Source organism: Vibrio nomapromontoriensis, assembly GCF_050337205.1.
Lineage (GTDB): Bacteria > Pseudomonadota > Gammaproteobacteria > Enterobacterales > Vibrionaceae > Vibrio > Vibrio nomapromontoriensis.
Map to the genome: position 1 here is coordinate 774,360 of NZ_JAKJSS010000007.1, position 17,120 is coordinate 791,479.

15 protein-coding genes are annotated in these 17,120 nt (G+C 43.7%); 6 read left to right on the top strand and 9 right to left on the bottom strand.

All coding sequences use genetic code 11. From position 1 onward, the window contains the following. Positions 1-59: 59 nt before the first annotated feature. From L4D05_RS07580 to xsc, 4 genes are all read right to left on the bottom strand, one after another. Positions 60-485: a nuclear transport factor 2 family protein gene (locus L4D05_RS07580; RefSeq protein ID WP_428793502.1), complete on the bottom strand. Its 426-nt coding sequence runs from the start codon at positions 483-485 to the stop codon at positions 60-62. Between the two features lie 302 nt (positions 486-787). Further along, positions 788-1,585: an FRG domain-containing protein gene (locus L4D05_RS07585; protein ID WP_428793503.1), complete on the bottom strand. Its 798-nt coding sequence runs from the start codon at positions 1,583-1,585 to the stop codon at positions 788-790. A 34-nt stretch (positions 1,586-1,619) separates the two neighbouring features. After that, positions 1,620-2,648: a YeiH family protein gene (locus tag L4D05_RS07590; protein WP_428751623.1), complete on the bottom strand. Its 1,029-nt coding sequence runs from the start codon at positions 2,646-2,648 to the stop codon at positions 1,620-1,622. 76 nt (positions 2,649-2,724) lie between these two features. Further along, complete coding sequence (xsc, locus tag L4D05_RS07595) at positions 2,725-4,536, bottom strand: sulfoacetaldehyde acetyltransferase (RefSeq protein WP_428751622.1); 1,812 nt, start codon at positions 4,534-4,536, stop codon at positions 2,725-2,727. Between the two features lie 330 nt (positions 4,537-4,866). On the opposite strand from xsc, the gene L4D05_RS07600 reads away from it, so the two are divergent. Together L4D05_RS07600 and L4D05_RS07605 are read left to right on the top strand one after the other, a co-directional pair. After that, complete coding sequence (locus L4D05_RS07600; RefSeq protein ID WP_428793504.1) at positions 4,867-5,856, top strand: AAA family ATPase; 990 nt, start codon at positions 4,867-4,869, stop codon at positions 5,854-5,856. Continuing rightward, entirely contained in the window at positions 5,849-7,582 is a 1,734-nt protein-coding gene (locus L4D05_RS07605) for a cobaltochelatase CobT-related protein (RefSeq protein ID WP_428793505.1), read from the top strand. Before L4D05_RS07600 ends, L4D05_RS07605 begins: the two co-directional genes overlap by 8 nt. A gap of 85 nt (positions 7,583-7,667) precedes the next feature. Here the strand turns inward: L4D05_RS07605 and L4D05_RS07610 are convergent, their stop codons facing one another. Further along, entirely contained in the window at positions 7,668-8,438 is a 771-nt protein-coding gene (locus tag L4D05_RS07610) for a TSUP family transporter (RefSeq protein ID WP_428793506.1), read from the bottom strand. Between the two features lie 58 nt (positions 8,439-8,496). Beyond that, positions 8,497-9,534, bottom strand: a complete 1,038-nt coding sequence (gene pta, locus L4D05_RS07615) for a phosphate acetyltransferase (protein WP_428793507.1) — start codon at positions 9,532-9,534, stop codon at positions 8,497-8,499. 159 nt (positions 9,535-9,693) lie between these two features. Here pta and L4D05_RS07620 point away from each other — a divergent pair, with 159 nt between their 5' ends. Next, positions 9,694-10,479 (top strand): IclR family transcriptional regulator, encoded by a 786-nt coding sequence (locus L4D05_RS07620; protein WP_428793508.1) that lies wholly within the window; start codon positions 9,694-9,696, stop codon positions 10,477-10,479. A 63-nt stretch (positions 10,480-10,542) separates the two neighbouring features. Here the strand turns inward: L4D05_RS07620 and L4D05_RS07625 are convergent, their stop codons facing one another. Then, positions 10,543-11,448 carry a LysR family transcriptional regulator gene (locus tag L4D05_RS07625; protein ID WP_428793509.1) on the bottom strand — a complete coding sequence of 302 codons (906 nt, stop codon included), beginning with the start codon at positions 11,446-11,448 and terminating at the stop codon, positions 10,543-10,545. 159 nt (positions 11,449-11,607) lie between these two features. On the opposite strand from L4D05_RS07625, the gene L4D05_RS07630 reads away from it, so the two are divergent. Both L4D05_RS07630 and L4D05_RS07635 read left to right on the top strand, forming a co-directional pair. Further along, a complete protein-coding gene (locus tag L4D05_RS07630; RefSeq protein ID WP_428793510.1) occupies positions 11,608-13,002 on the top strand; it encodes an MATE family efflux transporter in 1,395 nt (464 codons plus the stop codon). 7 nt (positions 13,003-13,009) lie between these two features. Next, positions 13,010-13,252 (top strand): hypothetical protein, encoded by a 243-nt coding sequence (locus tag L4D05_RS07635; RefSeq protein WP_428751614.1) that lies wholly within the window; start codon positions 13,010-13,012, stop codon positions 13,250-13,252. 99 nt (positions 13,253-13,351) lie between these two features. On the opposite strand, the gene L4D05_RS07640 is transcribed toward L4D05_RS07635, so the two are convergent. After that, positions 13,352-14,434 carry a porin gene (locus tag L4D05_RS07640; RefSeq protein WP_428793511.1) on the bottom strand — a complete coding sequence of 361 codons (1,083 nt, stop codon included), beginning with the start codon at positions 14,432-14,434 and terminating at the stop codon, positions 13,352-13,354. Between the two features lie 784 nt (positions 14,435-15,218). On the opposite strand from L4D05_RS07640, the gene L4D05_RS07645 reads away from it, so the two are divergent. Beyond that, positions 15,219-15,788 carry a porin family protein gene (locus L4D05_RS07645; protein WP_428793512.1) on the top strand — a complete coding sequence of 190 codons (570 nt, stop codon included), beginning with the start codon at positions 15,219-15,221 and terminating at the stop codon, positions 15,786-15,788. A gap of 129 nt (positions 15,789-15,917) precedes the next feature. Here L4D05_RS07645 and L4D05_RS07650 read toward each other — a convergent pair whose 3' ends face one another. Next, on the bottom strand, positions 15,918-16,928 hold the full coding sequence (locus tag L4D05_RS07650; RefSeq protein WP_428793513.1) for a porin: 1,011 nt from the start codon (positions 16,926-16,928) through the stop codon (positions 15,918-15,920). Positions 16,929-17,120 lie beyond the last annotated feature (192 nt).

Genomic DNA, 17,120 nt, shown 5'->3' on the forward strand with positions numbered 1-17,120 from the left:
CAAGTCACACTGACAAGTAGCTCGCAAGACTGCGTGGATAGATGTGTGCATCACGAGCATCATGCTCTAGCCGCAATCACTGGCCGTGTTTTTCGAAACGCATTCTTTACACTGATCTTGCCATCTTTGAGGGTAAAGACATCCACCATTCTTGCTTCAATCACACCACCATCTGGGTTGGTCGCAGAAAATGTCGATTCTGATACCGCACGGTCACCACAAACAAAATGGCTAGGGTCTGACCAAGCGGCATCAGGAAAGTTTTGCCAAACCAATTCGAAGCTTTTTCTAACCGCTTCTCGGCCTGCTATTGTGTTGCCTAAAACGCCATCGCCCGCTACGGTATGGAACACACAGTCATCGGTAATAAAACCCATCAGTGCTTCAATGTCATGATTGTTCCAGGCATCACTGAAAGACTGTAAAAATTCGACATCTACTTGATTGCTTTCGATTTCTGGAAATGTTCCTGTTTGCATGTTCATATCCGTATTCCTTTGGTTCGCGTTATTTGTTAGTTGCCACTAGTCGCATTTAGAGCGTTCTTTGCCACCTTTGATACCTAGATTATTCAATCGAAACCACTTAATATTTACAACCCATTAACATTCACCCGACTGTAACGTCGCGCTATTTCACATTCAAACGTCAAGCTCACACATTTGAGAGTTTGTTGACCATCTAAACATAATATTTAGTCTCATATTCCTATAACTTCTAATGACTCGGCTTATATTCAAACTAGTGTTTACATTTTTATTATTTAGTCTAACTTCTTTGTAAGAAACTAATCAAAGTCGAAGTCAGCATGATATTTACGTCCATATTGCTCTAACGTATCCATCGGGTTTTCTGTACTTAAATCCTTATTTTCTAATTTACTTTCTTTAGCTTCTTCGATCTCAACCGACTTAGTCGCATTATCATCCATATCTATTCCCTCCATTAATATTGCGCTTGATGTTATTTTAGGTGCAATCAGTCCAGGTTTTACTCTGCGTATTTCAGAGCAACACTCCTCAGACAAATAAATTACTCCCAGTACTGATTCATTTTCTAACTCATCACTTAACGATAAAACTTCGTTATTATTTTTAATCGGGTGGCAGGTAAACCACTTGCAACTATCCTCTTCAGCAATATTGCAATCCATTGACTTGAAGACTGTTATTTTATCTAGTTTTTCATGGCACTGTGTAAAACACACCAAATCGTCTGAACTGACTTTTAGTATGTAAATGGCATCAACGCAATCCGAATAAGATACCGACCAAAGTGCTTTCTCTGCGTCACTTGTCCACTCTAATAGTCGTGTATCAAAACCTAGTTCCTGTGCTATGCACATTAAACGCCATTTATTTCCTCCATCAACCCCTAGTATGTTGCCACCATAAGTTAACACGGAAGATAATATATCCCTCTCTGCAGACAATATGCTTGCTTTATTTCTATTCGCAATTTCCGGAACTAGAGCATGTTCATTTGATACATTAGACCTAAATATAACCACATCATCATGGGTCGTAAAAGAACCAATTAAATGATGATATTCCTCTATAGAGCCAACGTTATATTCATTAATCATCTCACCACTCCAGCTAAATTTAATAATAATTCGCTTACATTTGAAGATAGATAACTAGCAACATATATCCCGCAATAAATACCGTATTAGAGAAGAGTAATACGATTGGCTTCCAGCCTAATGAAAACAGTTTCTCAAACGAGGTTTTAACGCCCAGTGCCGCTATGGATATCACCAAACACCATTTAGACGCATCTGACATCGTATTGACCGCAGACTCTGGAACCAGATTAAAGCTGTTGGCGACAATAAGTGCGATAAACACCAGTAAGAAAAACGGTATTATCGGCGTTGATAATGTCGATACGCTGCTTTCTGACGAACGGTTAAATCGCACCGACAGCGCCAAAATAACAATAACGGGCATCAACATCGCTACTCTGAACATTTTCGCTAATGTCGATGCATCACCAACCTCTGTCGACAGCATAAAGCCCGCCCCGACTACCTGCGCGACATCATGAATCGAGCCACCTAAGAACATCCCTGCTTCCGCTGGCGTCAAACCTAGCGAGGTCACGATCAATGGATATGTCACCATTGCTAAAGTAGAAAATGCTGCCACACCAATGGCGGTCATCAACGTAAACTGTTCGTTTTCTTTGGTTTGTGGCAGTGTTGATGAAATGGCCATCGCAGCCGAAATACCACAAATTCCAGTGGCACCTCCCGCGAGTAGCGCAAAAGGTCCCGGTACGCGTAGCAAACGAGCAAAAGTAATACTAAACAATATGGTCAGCACAACAGCGCCTGCCAAAATCCCGACCCCGTGAACCCCTATTGTCGCCACATCGCTATAAGCAATTCTTACGCCTAACAGCGCCACACCAATACGTACTAACTTCTTCGCGGCAAACTCAATACCAGCCACGCACTTACCATGTTCAGACAAAAAGTGTAGCGAGATCCCAAGTAATAATGCGTATAAAAATTTTGGCCCGCCGTAGTGATCTGACACAAATGTTGCCGCTGCCGCAATCACGATACTCAATAGCAGTCCTGGAGCAATCATCGTCGATTCGAGATACAGATTTCTTGGGATTTGTACTGATTTTGAAACCATCGCTTTGACTTCCTCATGCCCACAGTGAAACTTCCAATGTGTCCGGCCAATTCAGGCCGGACAATCTGTACTCGACTTAAACGTAATCTTTATACTTATCTAAGAAGCGTACTGGTTTGGATAAAGCATCACGACGGAACGGGTCACCCAGCTCTTGAGTACACATGATTTCAAGAATGGTGGTTTTCCCTTCGTTCATCTGCATATCAATCGCTTTTTGCAATGCCGGACCAACATCTTCCAGTTTGTCGACCGTTATACCTTCAGCGCCCATCGCTCGGGCAATTTCAGCAAAGCTTTCATTTTCAAGTTCACCAGCCACAAAACGACGGTTATAGAAATCCACTTGGTTTTTCTTCTCTGCTCCCCACTGCCTATTGTGGAAGACAACCGCCGTAACTGGGATGTTATGGCGAACTGCAGTCATGGTTTCCATTAAGCTCATCCCCCAAGCACCATCACCCGCATAGGAAATCGCAGGACGGTGAGGCGCAGCGGCCTTAGCACCAATAATGGTTGGGAAAGCGTAACCACAGTTACCAAAACTCATTGCAGCAAAGAAACTTCTTGGTTTCTCAAATCGGAGGTAACTGTTGGCAACTGAGTTAATGTTACCGATGTCCGTCGATACCATGACGTCTTCAGGCATCGCTTTTTCTAACTCTCGTAACACTTGACGTGGGTGCAGATACTCACCACCAGAAAATGGCGTTTCTTGGGCATTTTCTTCAATCATATCTAGGCTGAACGGGTCACGCTCATGAGTCCATTCATCCAGCTCTTTTTCCCACTGCGCTTTTTCTGTCGCCACGGTATCTAGTCGGATAGCTTTGTTGCCATCACAGGTAAGGTTTCTACCTTCCAATCGTTGGGTGATTGCCACGGCAGCCGCTTTCGCGTCGCCGCAAATACCCACAGAGATTTTCTTCACCAGACCTAGCATTTTATTGTCAGCGTCAATTTGAATGATCTTGGCATCTTTCGGCCAGTAATCCATACCGTGCTGAGGCAAGGTGCCAAATGGCCCTAAACGCGTACCTAATGCAATGACAACGTCAGCCTGAGACATCAGTTTCATCGCCGCTTTCGATCCTTGGTAACCAAGCGGACCACACCAAAGTGGATGACTTGCTGGGAAAGAATCATTATGCAAATAACTATTTACGACGGGTGCACCGAGTCTTTCTGCCAAAGCAGCGCACTCTTCAACCGCATCCGCCATCACGACGCCACCACCAGAAATAATGACTGGGAATTTCGCCTGTGCAATCAGGTCTGCGGCTTCATTCAGTGACTTTTCACCACCAGGCCCTCGGTCAAGTCGTGCGGGTTGTGGAATTTCTGTTTTGCTTTCTCCGTAGAAATAATCACGAGGAATGTTAAGTTGAGTTGGCCCCATTTCACTCATTGCACGGTCAAAACAACGTCCTGTGTATTCTGCCATTCTGTCAGGGTGAGTAACGTGGCCTTGATATTTTGTAAACTCTTGGAACATAGGAAGTTGGTTACATTCTTGGAACCCACCTAGCCCCATCGTTTTCGTACCGGTTTCTGGTGTCACAATAACCACAGGGCTATGTGCCCAATATGCCGCTGCTATTGCCGTCACACAATTACTAATACCCGGTCCGTTTTGACCAATAACCACACCGTGACGACCAGAAACACGAGAGTAGCCGTCTGCCATGTGAGCAGCGCCCTGTTCATGTACCACAGGAATGAGGCGTATCCCAGCAGGTGCAAAAATATCCATCGCGTCCATAAATGCAGACCCCATAATGCCAAACATGTCGGTGACATCATTTGCGACCATGGTTTCAACAAATGCTTCCGACGGTGTCATCGTAGTTATACCGGAAACAACCGTCCTTTTTTCTTGCTCGCTCATCCTTCGCTCTCCTTGACTTCTGATAATAATTTCAATTTTCGGAACAAAACGTCTCTTTTTTGACTTCACAATCACCTTAGTTGCTGTGATTTTGTTCGTCAAAATTTTTAATATAAAACGGAACATATTATTCCAATAAATAAAACCAGATCACATTATTGATAGTTTTTCGTACAAAACTTGTCGTTAATTACGCCAGTGAGTCTCTATAATCAAAACCAGAAGCCTATAGTCAGAACCACAAGCTTATTGCCAGAACCAGAAACCTATAGCCAGAACCAGAAACCACTTCGTGGTTGCGACCATTGTCATTAAGGAAGGATGATTCAGATGAGTGAAAAGCAAGTAACCCCACAAGTAGACCTATCGGTTCGTGATGTCTTTGGTATTGAAAGCGATTTAACGGTGACTGCTTTTGCCGAGCGAGGTGATTATGTCCCTGACATTGATCCCAGCTATTGCTTTGACCCTGAAGTCACACTCGCCATTTTGGCCGGCTTCACGTCAAATAGAAGAACGTTGATTCAAGGGATGCACGGTACAGGCAAGTCATCACATATAGAGCAGGTCGCAGCGCGACTGAATTGGCCATGTCTTAGAGTGAACTTGGATGGGCACTTAAGTCGGCTCGATCTCATTGGTAAAGACAGCATCGTGCTAAAAGACGGCCTACAAGTTACCGAATTTAGAGAAGGCATATTACCCAAAAGCATTCAGCAACCCATCGCACTCGTGCTCGACGAATACGATGCAGGTCGCCCTGATGTCATGTTTGTGATTCAACAAATTTTGGAGCAAGACGGGAAATACACATCACTGGAACAAAATCGCGTGATCACGCCACACCCGTACTTTCGCTTATTTGCTACCTGCAACACGGTCGGACTCGGCAATTTTTCTGGCTTGTATTCAGGTACTCAGGTACTGAATCATAGTCAGTTAGATCGATGGAATATTATCGCCACCCTAAACTATCTCGACCCAAGCCATGAAGCTGATATCGTGTTGTCGCGCGTCCCTGTATTACAAAATGAACTTGGTAGACTGACGGTCGATAAAATGATCGCCACCGCAGGACTGACGAGAAAGGGCTTTGTTGCCGGCGATCTTTCAACCGTGATGTCACCACGAACTGTTATTACTTGGGCGGAAAATATCGCTATTTTTAACAGCGTAGCGACGGCCTTCAGACTCTCTTTTGTGAACCGCTGCGAAGAAGAAGAGAAGCATTTGTTGGAAGAATATTTCTATCGGTGCTTTGGTGAAGAACTCATACCAACAAACCCGTCGACCGCAGAAGGGAAATATCATCGTGTCTAACACAACCTCACAACCGATCACGCCTTTACAGAAGCGCCTTCTCGATAGTAGCGTTGCTGTCGCTCGTGCCATTAGCCATGATGCGAACCTAAACTACCGTGGTCATCGCTTATATCAAGGAAATCACCCTTGCTATTTTCTTGCTGCACACGTCAATGATTTAACCTTCCACTCTCGGCATAATCACGATGTTGATCATGCTTCTACCCGCGGTAAAATTGACTCCGCCGCCATACGGATTCTGTTTTCAGACAGAGAATTGCACCGTTCTTTGCGTCCAGATTCTGAAATTGAAAGGCTACTGTTCGATTTCTGCGAACAAGTTCGCGTGGAGTCAATCGTCCCTAATCACCTTCAGGGCGTTATCAACAGTACGCGACTCAATTTTCATCATTGGAGTCAGCTCTACCATCAAAATGGCTTTACGGAATCTAAACTTGGCATCTTATTATTTACTCTCATGCAGGTGCTCTATTCTCGCCTGCATGGTTTAGCGGTTCCTGAGGCCATTGCCGATAGCATTGAAGCCACCCGCGCCGGGATCGCTCCAGCGATCGGTCACGCCCTAAAAGCATTGCGTGAATCCAAAACCGATCAACCTAACTTTGCACAGCATTCGTTAATACTTTGCCAACTCACCTCCGAGTTGGTAAACGCAGAAATGTCTAATGAGGAGGAAGATGGTGGCGATACCATTGAAGAAGACACTAAATTACTGTCACAACTGGCGCTTTTTGTGGATGGCGACATCGAAGATAACCCTGTCGCGACCGACATCACTGGAGTCAGTCGTGTATTTCAAGAAGACCATAGCCAATATCAAATCTATACTGCTGAATTTGATAAGGTGATTCCGGCGGAATCCATGGTCAGGCTAGCACTGTTACAAGAGCTGCGCCAACAAATCACTGACGACGCCTCCCGATTACATATTAATGCTCGCCGACTTGCCGCTTTCATAAGTAATATTGTCAAAGTCTCTGAAATAAAAGGGATTCGCGATAGGCTAGAAGAAGGGATTATTGATGGAAAAACTCTGCCTAGCATTGTTACGTCACCACAAAACACGCAGGTCTTTTATCAAGCAGAGTTCAGTACAACCAATGATTGCGCTATTTCAATCCTAATGGATTGCTCAGGCTCAATGCAGCAGTACGCGCACCAACTAAGTTTAATATTCGACACACTACTCAAGTCATTGGGACTGGCCGGTATTCCCCATGAAATACTGGGATTTACTACGGGTAAATGGAATGGCGGTCAGGCCTATAAACAATGGCTAAAACAGGGGCAACCCGCACACCCTGGCCGACTCAATGAAGTTCGACATATTCTGTTTAAGGACTTCAATACACCTTGGAGGAAAGCGCGCCTCGCCATTGCTGCACTCCGCAAAGCGGATATCTACAAAGAGGGGATTGATGGTGAAGCGATTCAATTTGCCAGCCAACGACTCAAATCAAGACCAGAGAAAAGAAAAATTCTCTTCGTTTTTTCTGATGGTTGTCCGATGGATACCGCAACCAGCACCGCTAACGATCAATTCTACTTAGACAATCACTTAAAACACGTTATTGAAATCGAGCAGCAGTCCGCTGAGATAGAAATCTACGGCGTAGGAATGGGGATTGACTTAAGCACTTACTACCGAAAAAATCTCACCATTGACGTCCGAGAGAGTTGCATCTTCTCCGTTTGCAGGCACATATTTTCGGCTTTAAGGTGACCATAACTAGCTAAACACGCTAAACCTTGTTGAAACCACGGTAATTTATTAGACCGCTATGCCTTATTAAACCGCCATGCCTTGTTTAGACCAACAAGGCTCTCGCGTCCCATAACGCAGACAAGAGGAGCTGCGCACCAATAAGCATCAATACGCTAAACACTATCGACCTTAAAGTTTGGCTACTAACACTCGGTGGATAACGTCGAGCCAATCCGGTCACTAATGCCACTAAGGGTATTGCTAACACTGATAAAATGAGAATCTGCGACTCTAATGCTCCACTGGCGTAGACATATATCGTCCGAGAAGCGGAAGTACACGCAAATACCATGAGTAAGATGCTACGTACCACTTCAATCGTAAACGGTTGTCGATACAGATGAAAAACAATAGGCGGGCCAGCCATGCCAAACAAGCCACCAGCAAACCCAGAACCAAAGCCAGACAATAAAAACGAGGCTGGCATGGATCGGTGAGCGAGGGTGCTGGGCTTAAACATAAAATTAAGACCTGCTAGCATAATCATCGCCCCCAGTAAGCCACGCAATACGTTCGTCGACGACTCACTCAATTCGCCCAACAAAAAAACGCCAACCACGACCCCAGGAATGACCCCTATGACTAAAGCGGTCATGATCTTCCCTTCACCAGTAAAGGGCTTGCCGGCGAGCGCAACGAAGCAATTAAAAAAGGTGACAATACTCACAACCGCTGCAATGACAGGGAGCGACGTTAAATTGAAGGTCACACAAATGCCAATAACAATGATGCCAAGACCGAATCCTGTCACCGTTTGAAAATAGGTACCCAACACAATCGTGGCTAAAATTGCAGCCAGTAACACAACGTCCATCGCGACCCTTTATTTCATACACCAGTAGGTTATCGTTTAATTTGTAATGATTACGAAATCAAGAAACGCTAAGTTCTGGTTCAAATAGTTCAGCACCAGCAGACTCCTGGGCCTGCACTGCGGTCACCGCAATCACGTGCATAATATCCGTCACACTGCATCCACGAGATAAGTCATTGGCTGGTTTGTTGAGCCCTTGCAACAATGGGCCAATCGCCACCGCACCGCCCAATCGTTCGGCCAATTTATAGCCAATATTGCCAGCTTCCAAATTAGGGAATATCAAAACGTTCGAGCGACCTTTCACGGTGGAATCTGGCACTTTTCGCTCCGCAATTTCAGTAACAATTGCCGCATCGAGCTGCACGTCTTCGTCGATAGCCAACTGGGGATGTTGACGTTTAACAAGGCGGGCTGCCTCACGAACTTTATCAACCGATTCGTGCTGGGCACTGCCGTTAGTGGAGAAGGACAACATCGCAACTTTTGGCTCTTCCATCAAGAGTCCTCTTGCACTGTCTGAGGCCGCAATGGCGATCGCTGCCAACTGCTCTGCGTCTGGATTTATCACCAAGCCACAGTCACTGAAAATAAGGCCGCCTTTTAAATTGTGAAATGCCTCGCAAAGCATCATTAAAAAAAAACTCGATACCAATGGTGATTTGGCCTCAGTACCGATAATTTGTATCGCCGCTCTCACCACATCTGATGTGGTATACACCGCGCCATTCACCGTGCCATCCGCGAGCCCTTCTCTTACCATTAAATTGGCAAAGGTCAGTGGGTCGTCCACTTTTTCTAGTGCTTGAGAGTAAGACATCCCCTTCAATTTTCGCAATAAGTACAAACGCTCAGCCAAAACCTCCCTTAACGGCGAGCTCTGGGGAGAGACAATGTGGATACCTTCTAAACTTACATGACACTGCTCAGCAGCCTGCTCAACCTGCAGCTCATTACCGATTAACGTGATATGCGCAATTTGATTATCCACTACCTGGCGGGCCGCCTGCAGTACTCTTGGATCGGTTGCCTCTGCAAGGACCACTCTTTTACGATCTTTCTGTGCTTTATTGATAATCCGTTCAATCGCCTTCATGACAAAACCCTACATAGTGGAATAAATCGTTCCATAATTTAGAATTACTATAAATGCAGTGCCATTAAAGATCAAACTCTATTCGGAAAATGGATATAGATATAACAGAATTTCAGAGGTACAATCTGAGTCATAGCTCTATTGCAAGGATGAACATATATGCCAAAAGAACCCGCTCAACTCCAAGGTGACACCCCTACTCTGAGACTTTTTTCTCTTTTAGAAGTGATGGCACAAAAAGACGAATTCATTTCACTGCAAGGTCTTGTTGAAGAAACGGGATTACCGAAACCAACCCTTCATCGTATGTTACAACAGCTGGAATCTGCTGGAATCATTCAAAAAGATGGTGACGAGAAACATTACAGTTCCGGTGTTCGGTTAAGAAAATTGGCGGAAAACCTATTGCTCAACAGTACGATGCACAGTGCACGTCGTGCCATACTCGAGAACTTAAAAGCAGAAGTGGGCGAAAGCTGTAATCTGACTGCATTATCTGGCGGGGAAATCATCTATATTGACCGTGCGGAAACGGAAGCTCCATTACGATTCCACTTACATCCAGGTTCCCGCGTACCCGTTCACTGCTCTGCGAGTGGTAAGTTATTTTTAGCGCATATGTCTAAATCTCAGCGCAGAAGGCTGATTGAGAACGTACCGCTAACCCAATACACCATTAAAACGATCACCGATCACGGTGAATTAGAAAAAGACATCGATGATGCCAAAATCCAAGGCTACGCGATCGATAACGAAGAGTTTCTTCCCGGTTTAATCTGCATTGCAGTTCTCGTCCCCTCCCCATCTGGACAATCCAATATGGGTTTAGCGATTCAAGCTCCGGTTATTCGAGTCAAGCCAGATGAGGCGATTAAGTTCTTACCTGCCCTGCTAAAAGCCGCTAAAGCACTGTCTAGAATTGAAGCCGAAAGCTGGGGCAATTAAGTCTAAACAAATAGTTTGGCCAAAGCATGATTGCTATATTTGCTGCGAGGTATTGCCCTAAATTTAGTAGATATCTTGTGTAACGGCGTCATCAAACCAAGTCAACATATTGGCCAATATTGGGTTTGCTTCAGCGCCAACTTGATAAAAAAGGCTAAACGGAATTTTGATGTCGCTGGTCAATAGCGGGCTAGATAACTGGATAAGACTTGCTTGATTTGAAAGCTTCGATGCGATGTGGATGGGCAATAATGCCCAGCCTCCCGTTTCCAACATCGACATTAACAAGCTGTTACTACTGACGGTACGGCAGTGAGAAGAAAACGTCGTGATCACCCCCTTAGTCTGCAAGCTATGCTCACTCACATACTGAATTTCAAGCTGAGCATCTTCTAACGTAAATTCTTTGATCGACGCCAACGGTGATCTCGCGCCAACATAGATGCCATAACGCACATGCCCTAAATGTTTATAGTTCACTGGTGCCCCGGGACGAACACCGCCTCTGGCGGGTAAAATCGCAAAATCAATCTCGCCACTGACAATGCCCTCTAGACTGCTATCTCTTCCCCGCGCATACCAATTGATCCTAAGCTCCGGATAGCGCTGTAAAGCGCGAACTTCTATGTTGCGTACCAGTTCATGAGGTAAATCATTATCATAGACAATATTAATATTGGTCGTCGGGTAATCAAAAACTGCGTGACTAAACTGGAATAGCTTTTCATTTTGCCTCAGCACCAGCCTAACCTGTGGTAACAACGCTAGTGCTTGAACGGTAGGGTTGACGCTTCTCCCCTGTGTTTGAAACAGCCCATACCCTAAGATATCTTCATAAGCTTTAACCAATTCCCGAACAGTAGTACGGTCTTTGCCTAAAGCACGCCCAGCGCCGCTATATGACTGAGCGTCACACACCGCCACGAATGCGTTGAGTTGATCTAAGCTATGTCCCGAAGTCGCTACCATTTACCTTCCTTACCACTCTATCGTCTGCCAATTCAACGTCGGCACTATCTCGCCCACCCCCAAGCACTTGAACGTAAAACCCCATCATATGTGGTTTTCATGTTCTTAATTTCCATCACATAATAAGCCAAATTTGAACTAAAAGTAACCACTTCCAACATGAGCATTGACGTCGATTCAATGGCAAAACGTAACCGACAGGGCATATTGAGTCGGGAGCTACTAAAAAGCATTCTCGTTATTGCCATTCCTGTCACACTGCAAACCATCCTTTTTTCAAGCAAAGGATTAGTCGATCTCATTATGGTGGGTCAATTGTCAGAAACCGACATTGCTGCAGCGGGTGTTGCCAGCCGAGCACTGTTTGTTGCGACCATTTTACTATCAGGCGTAATGACGGGCGGAGCCGTTCTAACAGCGCAATACTTTGGCGCTAAACAACCACAGAGTATAACGCGCAGCATTGCACTCACTTGGCTTATGACAACCTTAGCTGCAACCATACCGTTACTTCTTTTTTGGGGGGCGGGAAACCACGTCATCGGATTATCTTCGGGCTCATCAGAGGTCATGAGCCTCGGACATGAATACCTAAAAATTACCGCACTAAGCCTATTTTTTATCGCGTTTACTGGCAGTGTTTCAGCTGGCTTGCGCTCTATCCATCAAGCTGCCGTTAGCACTTGGTTTAGCGCCATCGGCATTGCTCTCAATATGCTGCTAAATTGGGTGTTGATATTTGGCATGCTTGGCGCGCCCGCACTCGGCCTGAAAGGTGCGGCTATCGCCACCCTTATCAGCTGCGGCGTTGAAATGTTGCTGATGCTGATCTATTTACGCTATAAGCAACACTTGTTGAATTTTGGTCTCCAGGACATTATCCAAGCGTGTCAATTTTCTCATATTTCACGCTTTGCTAAACTCTCTATCCCAACCACTATTAACTTTCTAACCTGGGCGGCAGGGCTGTTTTGCTATACCGCCATAATGGGACAAACGGGCGATCAAGGGCTCGTAGCGCTGTCGGTTATCACGCCTATCGAAGCATTCTCACTGAGCTTTCTTGTGGGCATCGCCAATGCCTCTGCCGTCATCGTCGGTAATCAACTCGGTGAAAAAAATGCGTATTCGGCCTATCAACATGCGATTGCATTTACCTTCATCGCGGTAGCGGTCACTATCATCGTAGCCATTTGTCTTTGGTTACTAAAAGATCAAGTTCTTGGACTATTCTCCGTTCTGACACCTGAAACTCGCGCACTTGCAGATAAGTTTTATCTGATTTTATGTCTTGGGATTATTTTACGTTCCCTGCCAACCACTATGGTAGTCGGCGTACTGCGAGCTGGTGGAGACGTTAAGTTCTGTTTATACCAAGATTTAATGACGCAATGGCTCTTTGGTATACCGCTCGCCGCATTGGGGGCGCTATTTTTTGGATTTGAACCGGAAGTGGTATTTGCGATGTTTTTCCTAGAAACCCTATTTAAATGGTTTTTATGCGTCTATCGCTTCAGAAGTAAAAAGTGGATTAATTTTCTAACAAAAGAATAGGATTACTATGAACTTACTCAGCTTATACGAAACGTATGGTGTAACCATCGCCATACTCACCTTCTTCGCCATTTATGTGTTTATTCATATTAAATACATCCGTCATCACGCTGCGCACAAACGGTTTTTAGCGGCATTGTGGGAGCTCATGAAGAACACCATTCACGGCGAACATATCCGAACCATGGGCTATAAACACGAAAATGAACGACCACAAGCGGATAACAAAACTAAATTGCCAGAAAGCTAAATGACCAAAAAACCAAATATCCAGAAAGCTAAATAGTCAGGTAATGGTCATCGAGAATAAATAAGGCGAACTCATTGCAGTTCGCCTTAATAGACTCAATTAGAATGCGTAAATGGCGTTAAAGCCGCCGCCGTTGTCACTCACACTGCCTAGTGCTAAATCATCAACTACATTGCGTTTAAACTCAGCAGTTACCATCATTTTCGGACTGTAATGATAAGTTAAACCTAGCGCATAAACCTGTCTATCTCCCGTCACTCCAGCTTCAGAATCATCAAAATCTAGATTTGAGTAATACGCATAAGGGCGAAGGCCAATATCAAACATGTAGTGAGCATAGACATCAATACCGTTCGCATCCGCGTATTCTAAGTCAGAATGCCCGAGTAAACCGGCTTTATGTACCTTAGTACCTTTAGTGTACATGGCCGCCACTTTTATTGGGCCTTGAGCATACTGAGCACCTGCCGAAATCGCATCTTGTGTATCGCCGTCTTTTAGGTTCATCACTGGTGCGTTGCTGTCTACATACACCTTGTTTTGTAGATACGTCGCACCAATACTCACACCCGATTCGAAATCGTAACTTGCGGCTGCTGCAACGTTATAGTCACGGTCAATGTCCACGGTTTCGCTGGTACTCCCAAATCCATAATGCGCAGAAAGGTTCAATCCGCCTAACGTATTACGATACGCGACAAGATTATCGCCACGCCCTGTTGCTAAGAAGCCACCATCACGACCATCGCTGTAGATTGGTGTCGCATCTGGATCGATAATGATTAAGTTATCCATATACTTAGCCACATCATGGTATGCCGACCACTGCTTACCAACACGGACACTACCTAGTGATTCATTGTTTAACGAGATATAACCAAGACGGTTACGGAAGTTATCACCGTTCACACCATAGGAAGAAGGCGCATTGAGGAAGTTATCCCACTCCAACTTCACATCGGTAGACCAATCGTTACCTAAATCTCTTTCAAACGCTAAATTGAACGTAGAACGGCTGGTATAAAAAATGGCGTCCATATCAGAAGTTGGTTTGAAAATATCAACCACAAATGCGCCACCAATATCAAACTTGTTGACGTCATCTTCGTAAACCGTATAAGCACTGGCTTGTGCACTTAAACAAATAGCAGCAATAGTTGTCGCGAGAATATTTAATTTCATTATTATTTTCCAAATTTCAAGTACAGGGGAACGAGTCCAATATTTATTGAACGACTAGAAAAAACATATATTTCAGACACGTGACTACCTACCGTTTCAAATAAAAATTTGAATCGTTTAGATAGTGTTTAAATCTGTAAGATTGCTTTATGCTGTGTGCACAAAGCACTAACGAACGTTAGTAGGTAGGATGGTCGTGAGTAAATCGATAGTCTTCGTTATACCAAAATGATAACTGGAGGTGACTACGCAGGGCACAAAGCCCGATTTCAGATAATAAATGCGTCATTCATTGCATCTTCATGTGAGTGAGTACGACCAGTTTATATACAATTATCAATAAGAAGTAGTGATCTCCATCTTGATTTCGCATCATCATCAACAGATTTAGTCAACTTCAAGACAAGCATCACAATTACCATATCAAATACCATCTTTAGGGATAATTTAGATAACAAACAAATAACATTACAAAATATCAACGCCTTTCGCCTTACTTTATAAAATAAACCACAAGGCCGTTAACAGTGATCGTCCCTAGGAATAAAATTATGGCTAACCACCCTAAACAAATATATTTAAACACGAAAAAGTAGTTAAAATATAAATTCAACGTTTCCATTGATGGGCAGAAAATCACACTTTCACGATGGGACATAAGGAAAACTTATTAAATACCATTCCTTAAAGCCGTTTTTGTTATACGTATTGCAATCAAAAAACATTGCAATTAACATTTCAAACAATTAAACAACAAGGTAAATATAGTCGTCAGGAGGACACTATGAATATAACCAAAAAAGCAGCAGTATTAGCACTTACTATTATTAGCGCTCCAGCACTATCTAATGATGGATTCTATATTGGTGCAGAAGCATCAATTAATAATAATGTAGAATTTAAACCGTCAACAGGGGCATTGAGTGGTGATAGCGCATTAGGGTTTAATGTTAATGCGGGATATGAATTCCACCTTTCCACTCCATTCACACTTGGCGTTGAAGCGAGTTATCACAAACTTGGAGAGGCTACAATTGATCTTGCGCCAGGAATTGAAGGCAAATCAGACGTATCAGCCCTATTTATCAATGTAAAGCCTAAATATTATGTTGGCGATACGGGATTATACGTTGCTGGCACCATTGGCGCAGGTCAAGTAGATGCGACGCTTGAAGGTGTAGGTGGTAAGGGGACAGGCTATCAATACGGCGTAGAAACCGGCTATGCGTTCTCCGAAAATGTGAGCGTAGGACTAGGCTATCGTGTTCTAACAACAAGCGTATCAGACGACCAACACGGAGATATTGACGTCAGCAGTAATGGCTTTTACATCGGAACTCAGTATAAGTTCTAGAACTCAACTTAGAACCGACATATAAGCTAACCAAAGATAGTCTTTATAAAAATTGGCTTTAATTATCTACTAAATAATAAAGCCAATTATAATTATCATCCATGAGTTAACTTTGCTAACAACAGTTCATTACCAATAAACGCGAAACCCCAACCTGGTAATTTTATCATTATTATAAATAGTATCATTAATCATGTTACTACTAAGCTTGTTGCTATAGCTTAGTAGGTTACCATCTTTTATACCTGCTTCTAAGTACAAGACCGTATTAGGTGTCAACCTTGTATCCGCACCAATATAAACAAAATTAAACTCACTGTTTTCATCCGTGTACTGATCATTTTGTACGTATTCATAACCACCAAACACACTGCTCGTCTCATTAATTTGGTACTTACTTGCCGCCGTGTAAGTATATTCAATGCTTTTTTTAATACCAGAAAGATAAGTGGCATAATGTGCATTGGCACCTATGGTCAAGTCCCCTATATTATAAGCGGCTGACGCAGAATAATAGTCTGACACGAGGTCCCTAGTCTGCGTCTCTGCCGCCCCTTGAAAGTCTTCACGACCGACACCAAAATACGTCTCCAATGGTCCAACATTAAAGCCAGCATGAGCTTGGTAAAGACCCGGCATTTTACCCACCTTTTCTAGCCCTACCATGCTGTTAATAAAGAAGGTCTCTGTTTCGACAACATACTTAAATGCTGAGTTATGCGTATCATCGACGATAGGGGCGTATCGAGTACCAATACCCGCAATGTCCCACGAGTAATCGACACCGGAAGAGATATCATCTTGAGGTGTATATTGTCTTCCCCACGTAAGCTGCCCCCAATCACCTCCCAATCCCGTATAATGCAATCGAGTATACAGCGCTTGATTGTTATCTTTTAGACCAATTTCAACAAGACCGATAGCATAGAGCGTATCTGTAATATTGTAATTTGCGTCCACCCCTAATCGAGATGATCCTGCATCTAAAGAAAGCTCTTTACCTGACTCCTTGGTAAAGTTAGTTCTTAAATGTCCGTAAATACTCACTGAACCTTCAGAAGAATTATAAGCTTCAAATGCCGCGCTGTGAAAAGGGATGAGCATTGGTGCAGCGATTAATAATAGTTTAGTTTTGCGCATGGGAAAGGTTCCAAAATCTATTTTTCAGAGAAAGTCATCTATTTAATTATTATTTTCGGTTTCTAACGTTACATTATCAGACTAATCTTATTGTTTATTATTATATGTACATGTAAACCCATAAAATCAAATGAGTTAATTGTATTCAATAAATATAGGCCTCCATATCTTAAACATGAGGCCTATTATTAA

Excerpts from the sequence above, each read along its gene's own strand:
- L4D05_RS07600 (WP_428793504.1), top strand. The coding sequence starts at position 4,867 with ATGAGTGAAAAGCAAGTAACCCCACAAGTAGACCTATCGGTTCGTGAT.
- pta (WP_428793507.1), bottom strand. The coding sequence starts at position 9,534 with ATGAAGGCGATTGAACGGATTATCAATAAAGCACAGAAAGATCGTAAA.
- L4D05_RS07635 (WP_428751614.1), top strand. The coding sequence starts at position 13,010 with ATGAACTTACTCAGCTTATACGAAACGTATGGTGTAACCATCGCCATA.
- xsc (WP_428751622.1), bottom strand. The coding sequence starts at position 4,536 with ATGAGCGAGCAAGAAAAAAGGACGGTTGTTTCCGGTATAACTACGATG.
- L4D05_RS07625 (WP_428793509.1), bottom strand. The coding sequence starts at position 11,448 with ATGGTAGCGACTTCGGGACATAGCTTAGATCAACTCAACGCATTCGTG.
- L4D05_RS07650 (WP_428793513.1), bottom strand. The coding sequence starts at position 16,928 with ATGCGCAAAACTAAACTATTATTAATCGCTGCACCAATGCTCATCCCT.
- L4D05_RS07610 (WP_428793506.1), bottom strand. The coding sequence starts at position 8,438 with ATGGACGTTGTGTTACTGGCTGCAATTTTAGCCACGATTGTGTTGGGT.
- L4D05_RS07640 (WP_428793511.1), bottom strand. The coding sequence starts at position 14,434 with ATGAAATTAAATATTCTCGCGACAACTATTGCTGCTATTTGTTTAAGT.
- L4D05_RS07620 (WP_428793508.1), top strand. The coding sequence starts at position 9,694 with ATGCCAAAAGAACCCGCTCAACTCCAAGGTGACACCCCTACTCTGAGA.
- L4D05_RS07580 (WP_428793502.1), bottom strand. The coding sequence starts at position 485 with ATGAACATGCAAACAGGAACATTTCCAGAAATCGAAAGCAATCAAGTA.
- L4D05_RS07590 (WP_428751623.1), bottom strand. The coding sequence starts at position 2,648 with ATGGTTTCAAAATCAGTACAAATCCCAAGAAATCTGTATCTCGAATCG.
- L4D05_RS07630 (WP_428793510.1), top strand. The coding sequence starts at position 11,608 with ATGAGCATTGACGTCGATTCAATGGCAAAACGTAACCGACAGGGCATA.
- L4D05_RS07585 (WP_428793503.1), bottom strand. The coding sequence starts at position 1,585 with ATGATTAATGAATATAACGTTGGCTCTATAGAGGAATATCATCATTTA.
- L4D05_RS07645 (WP_428793512.1), top strand. The coding sequence starts at position 15,219 with ATGAATATAACCAAAAAAGCAGCAGTATTAGCACTTACTATTATTAGC.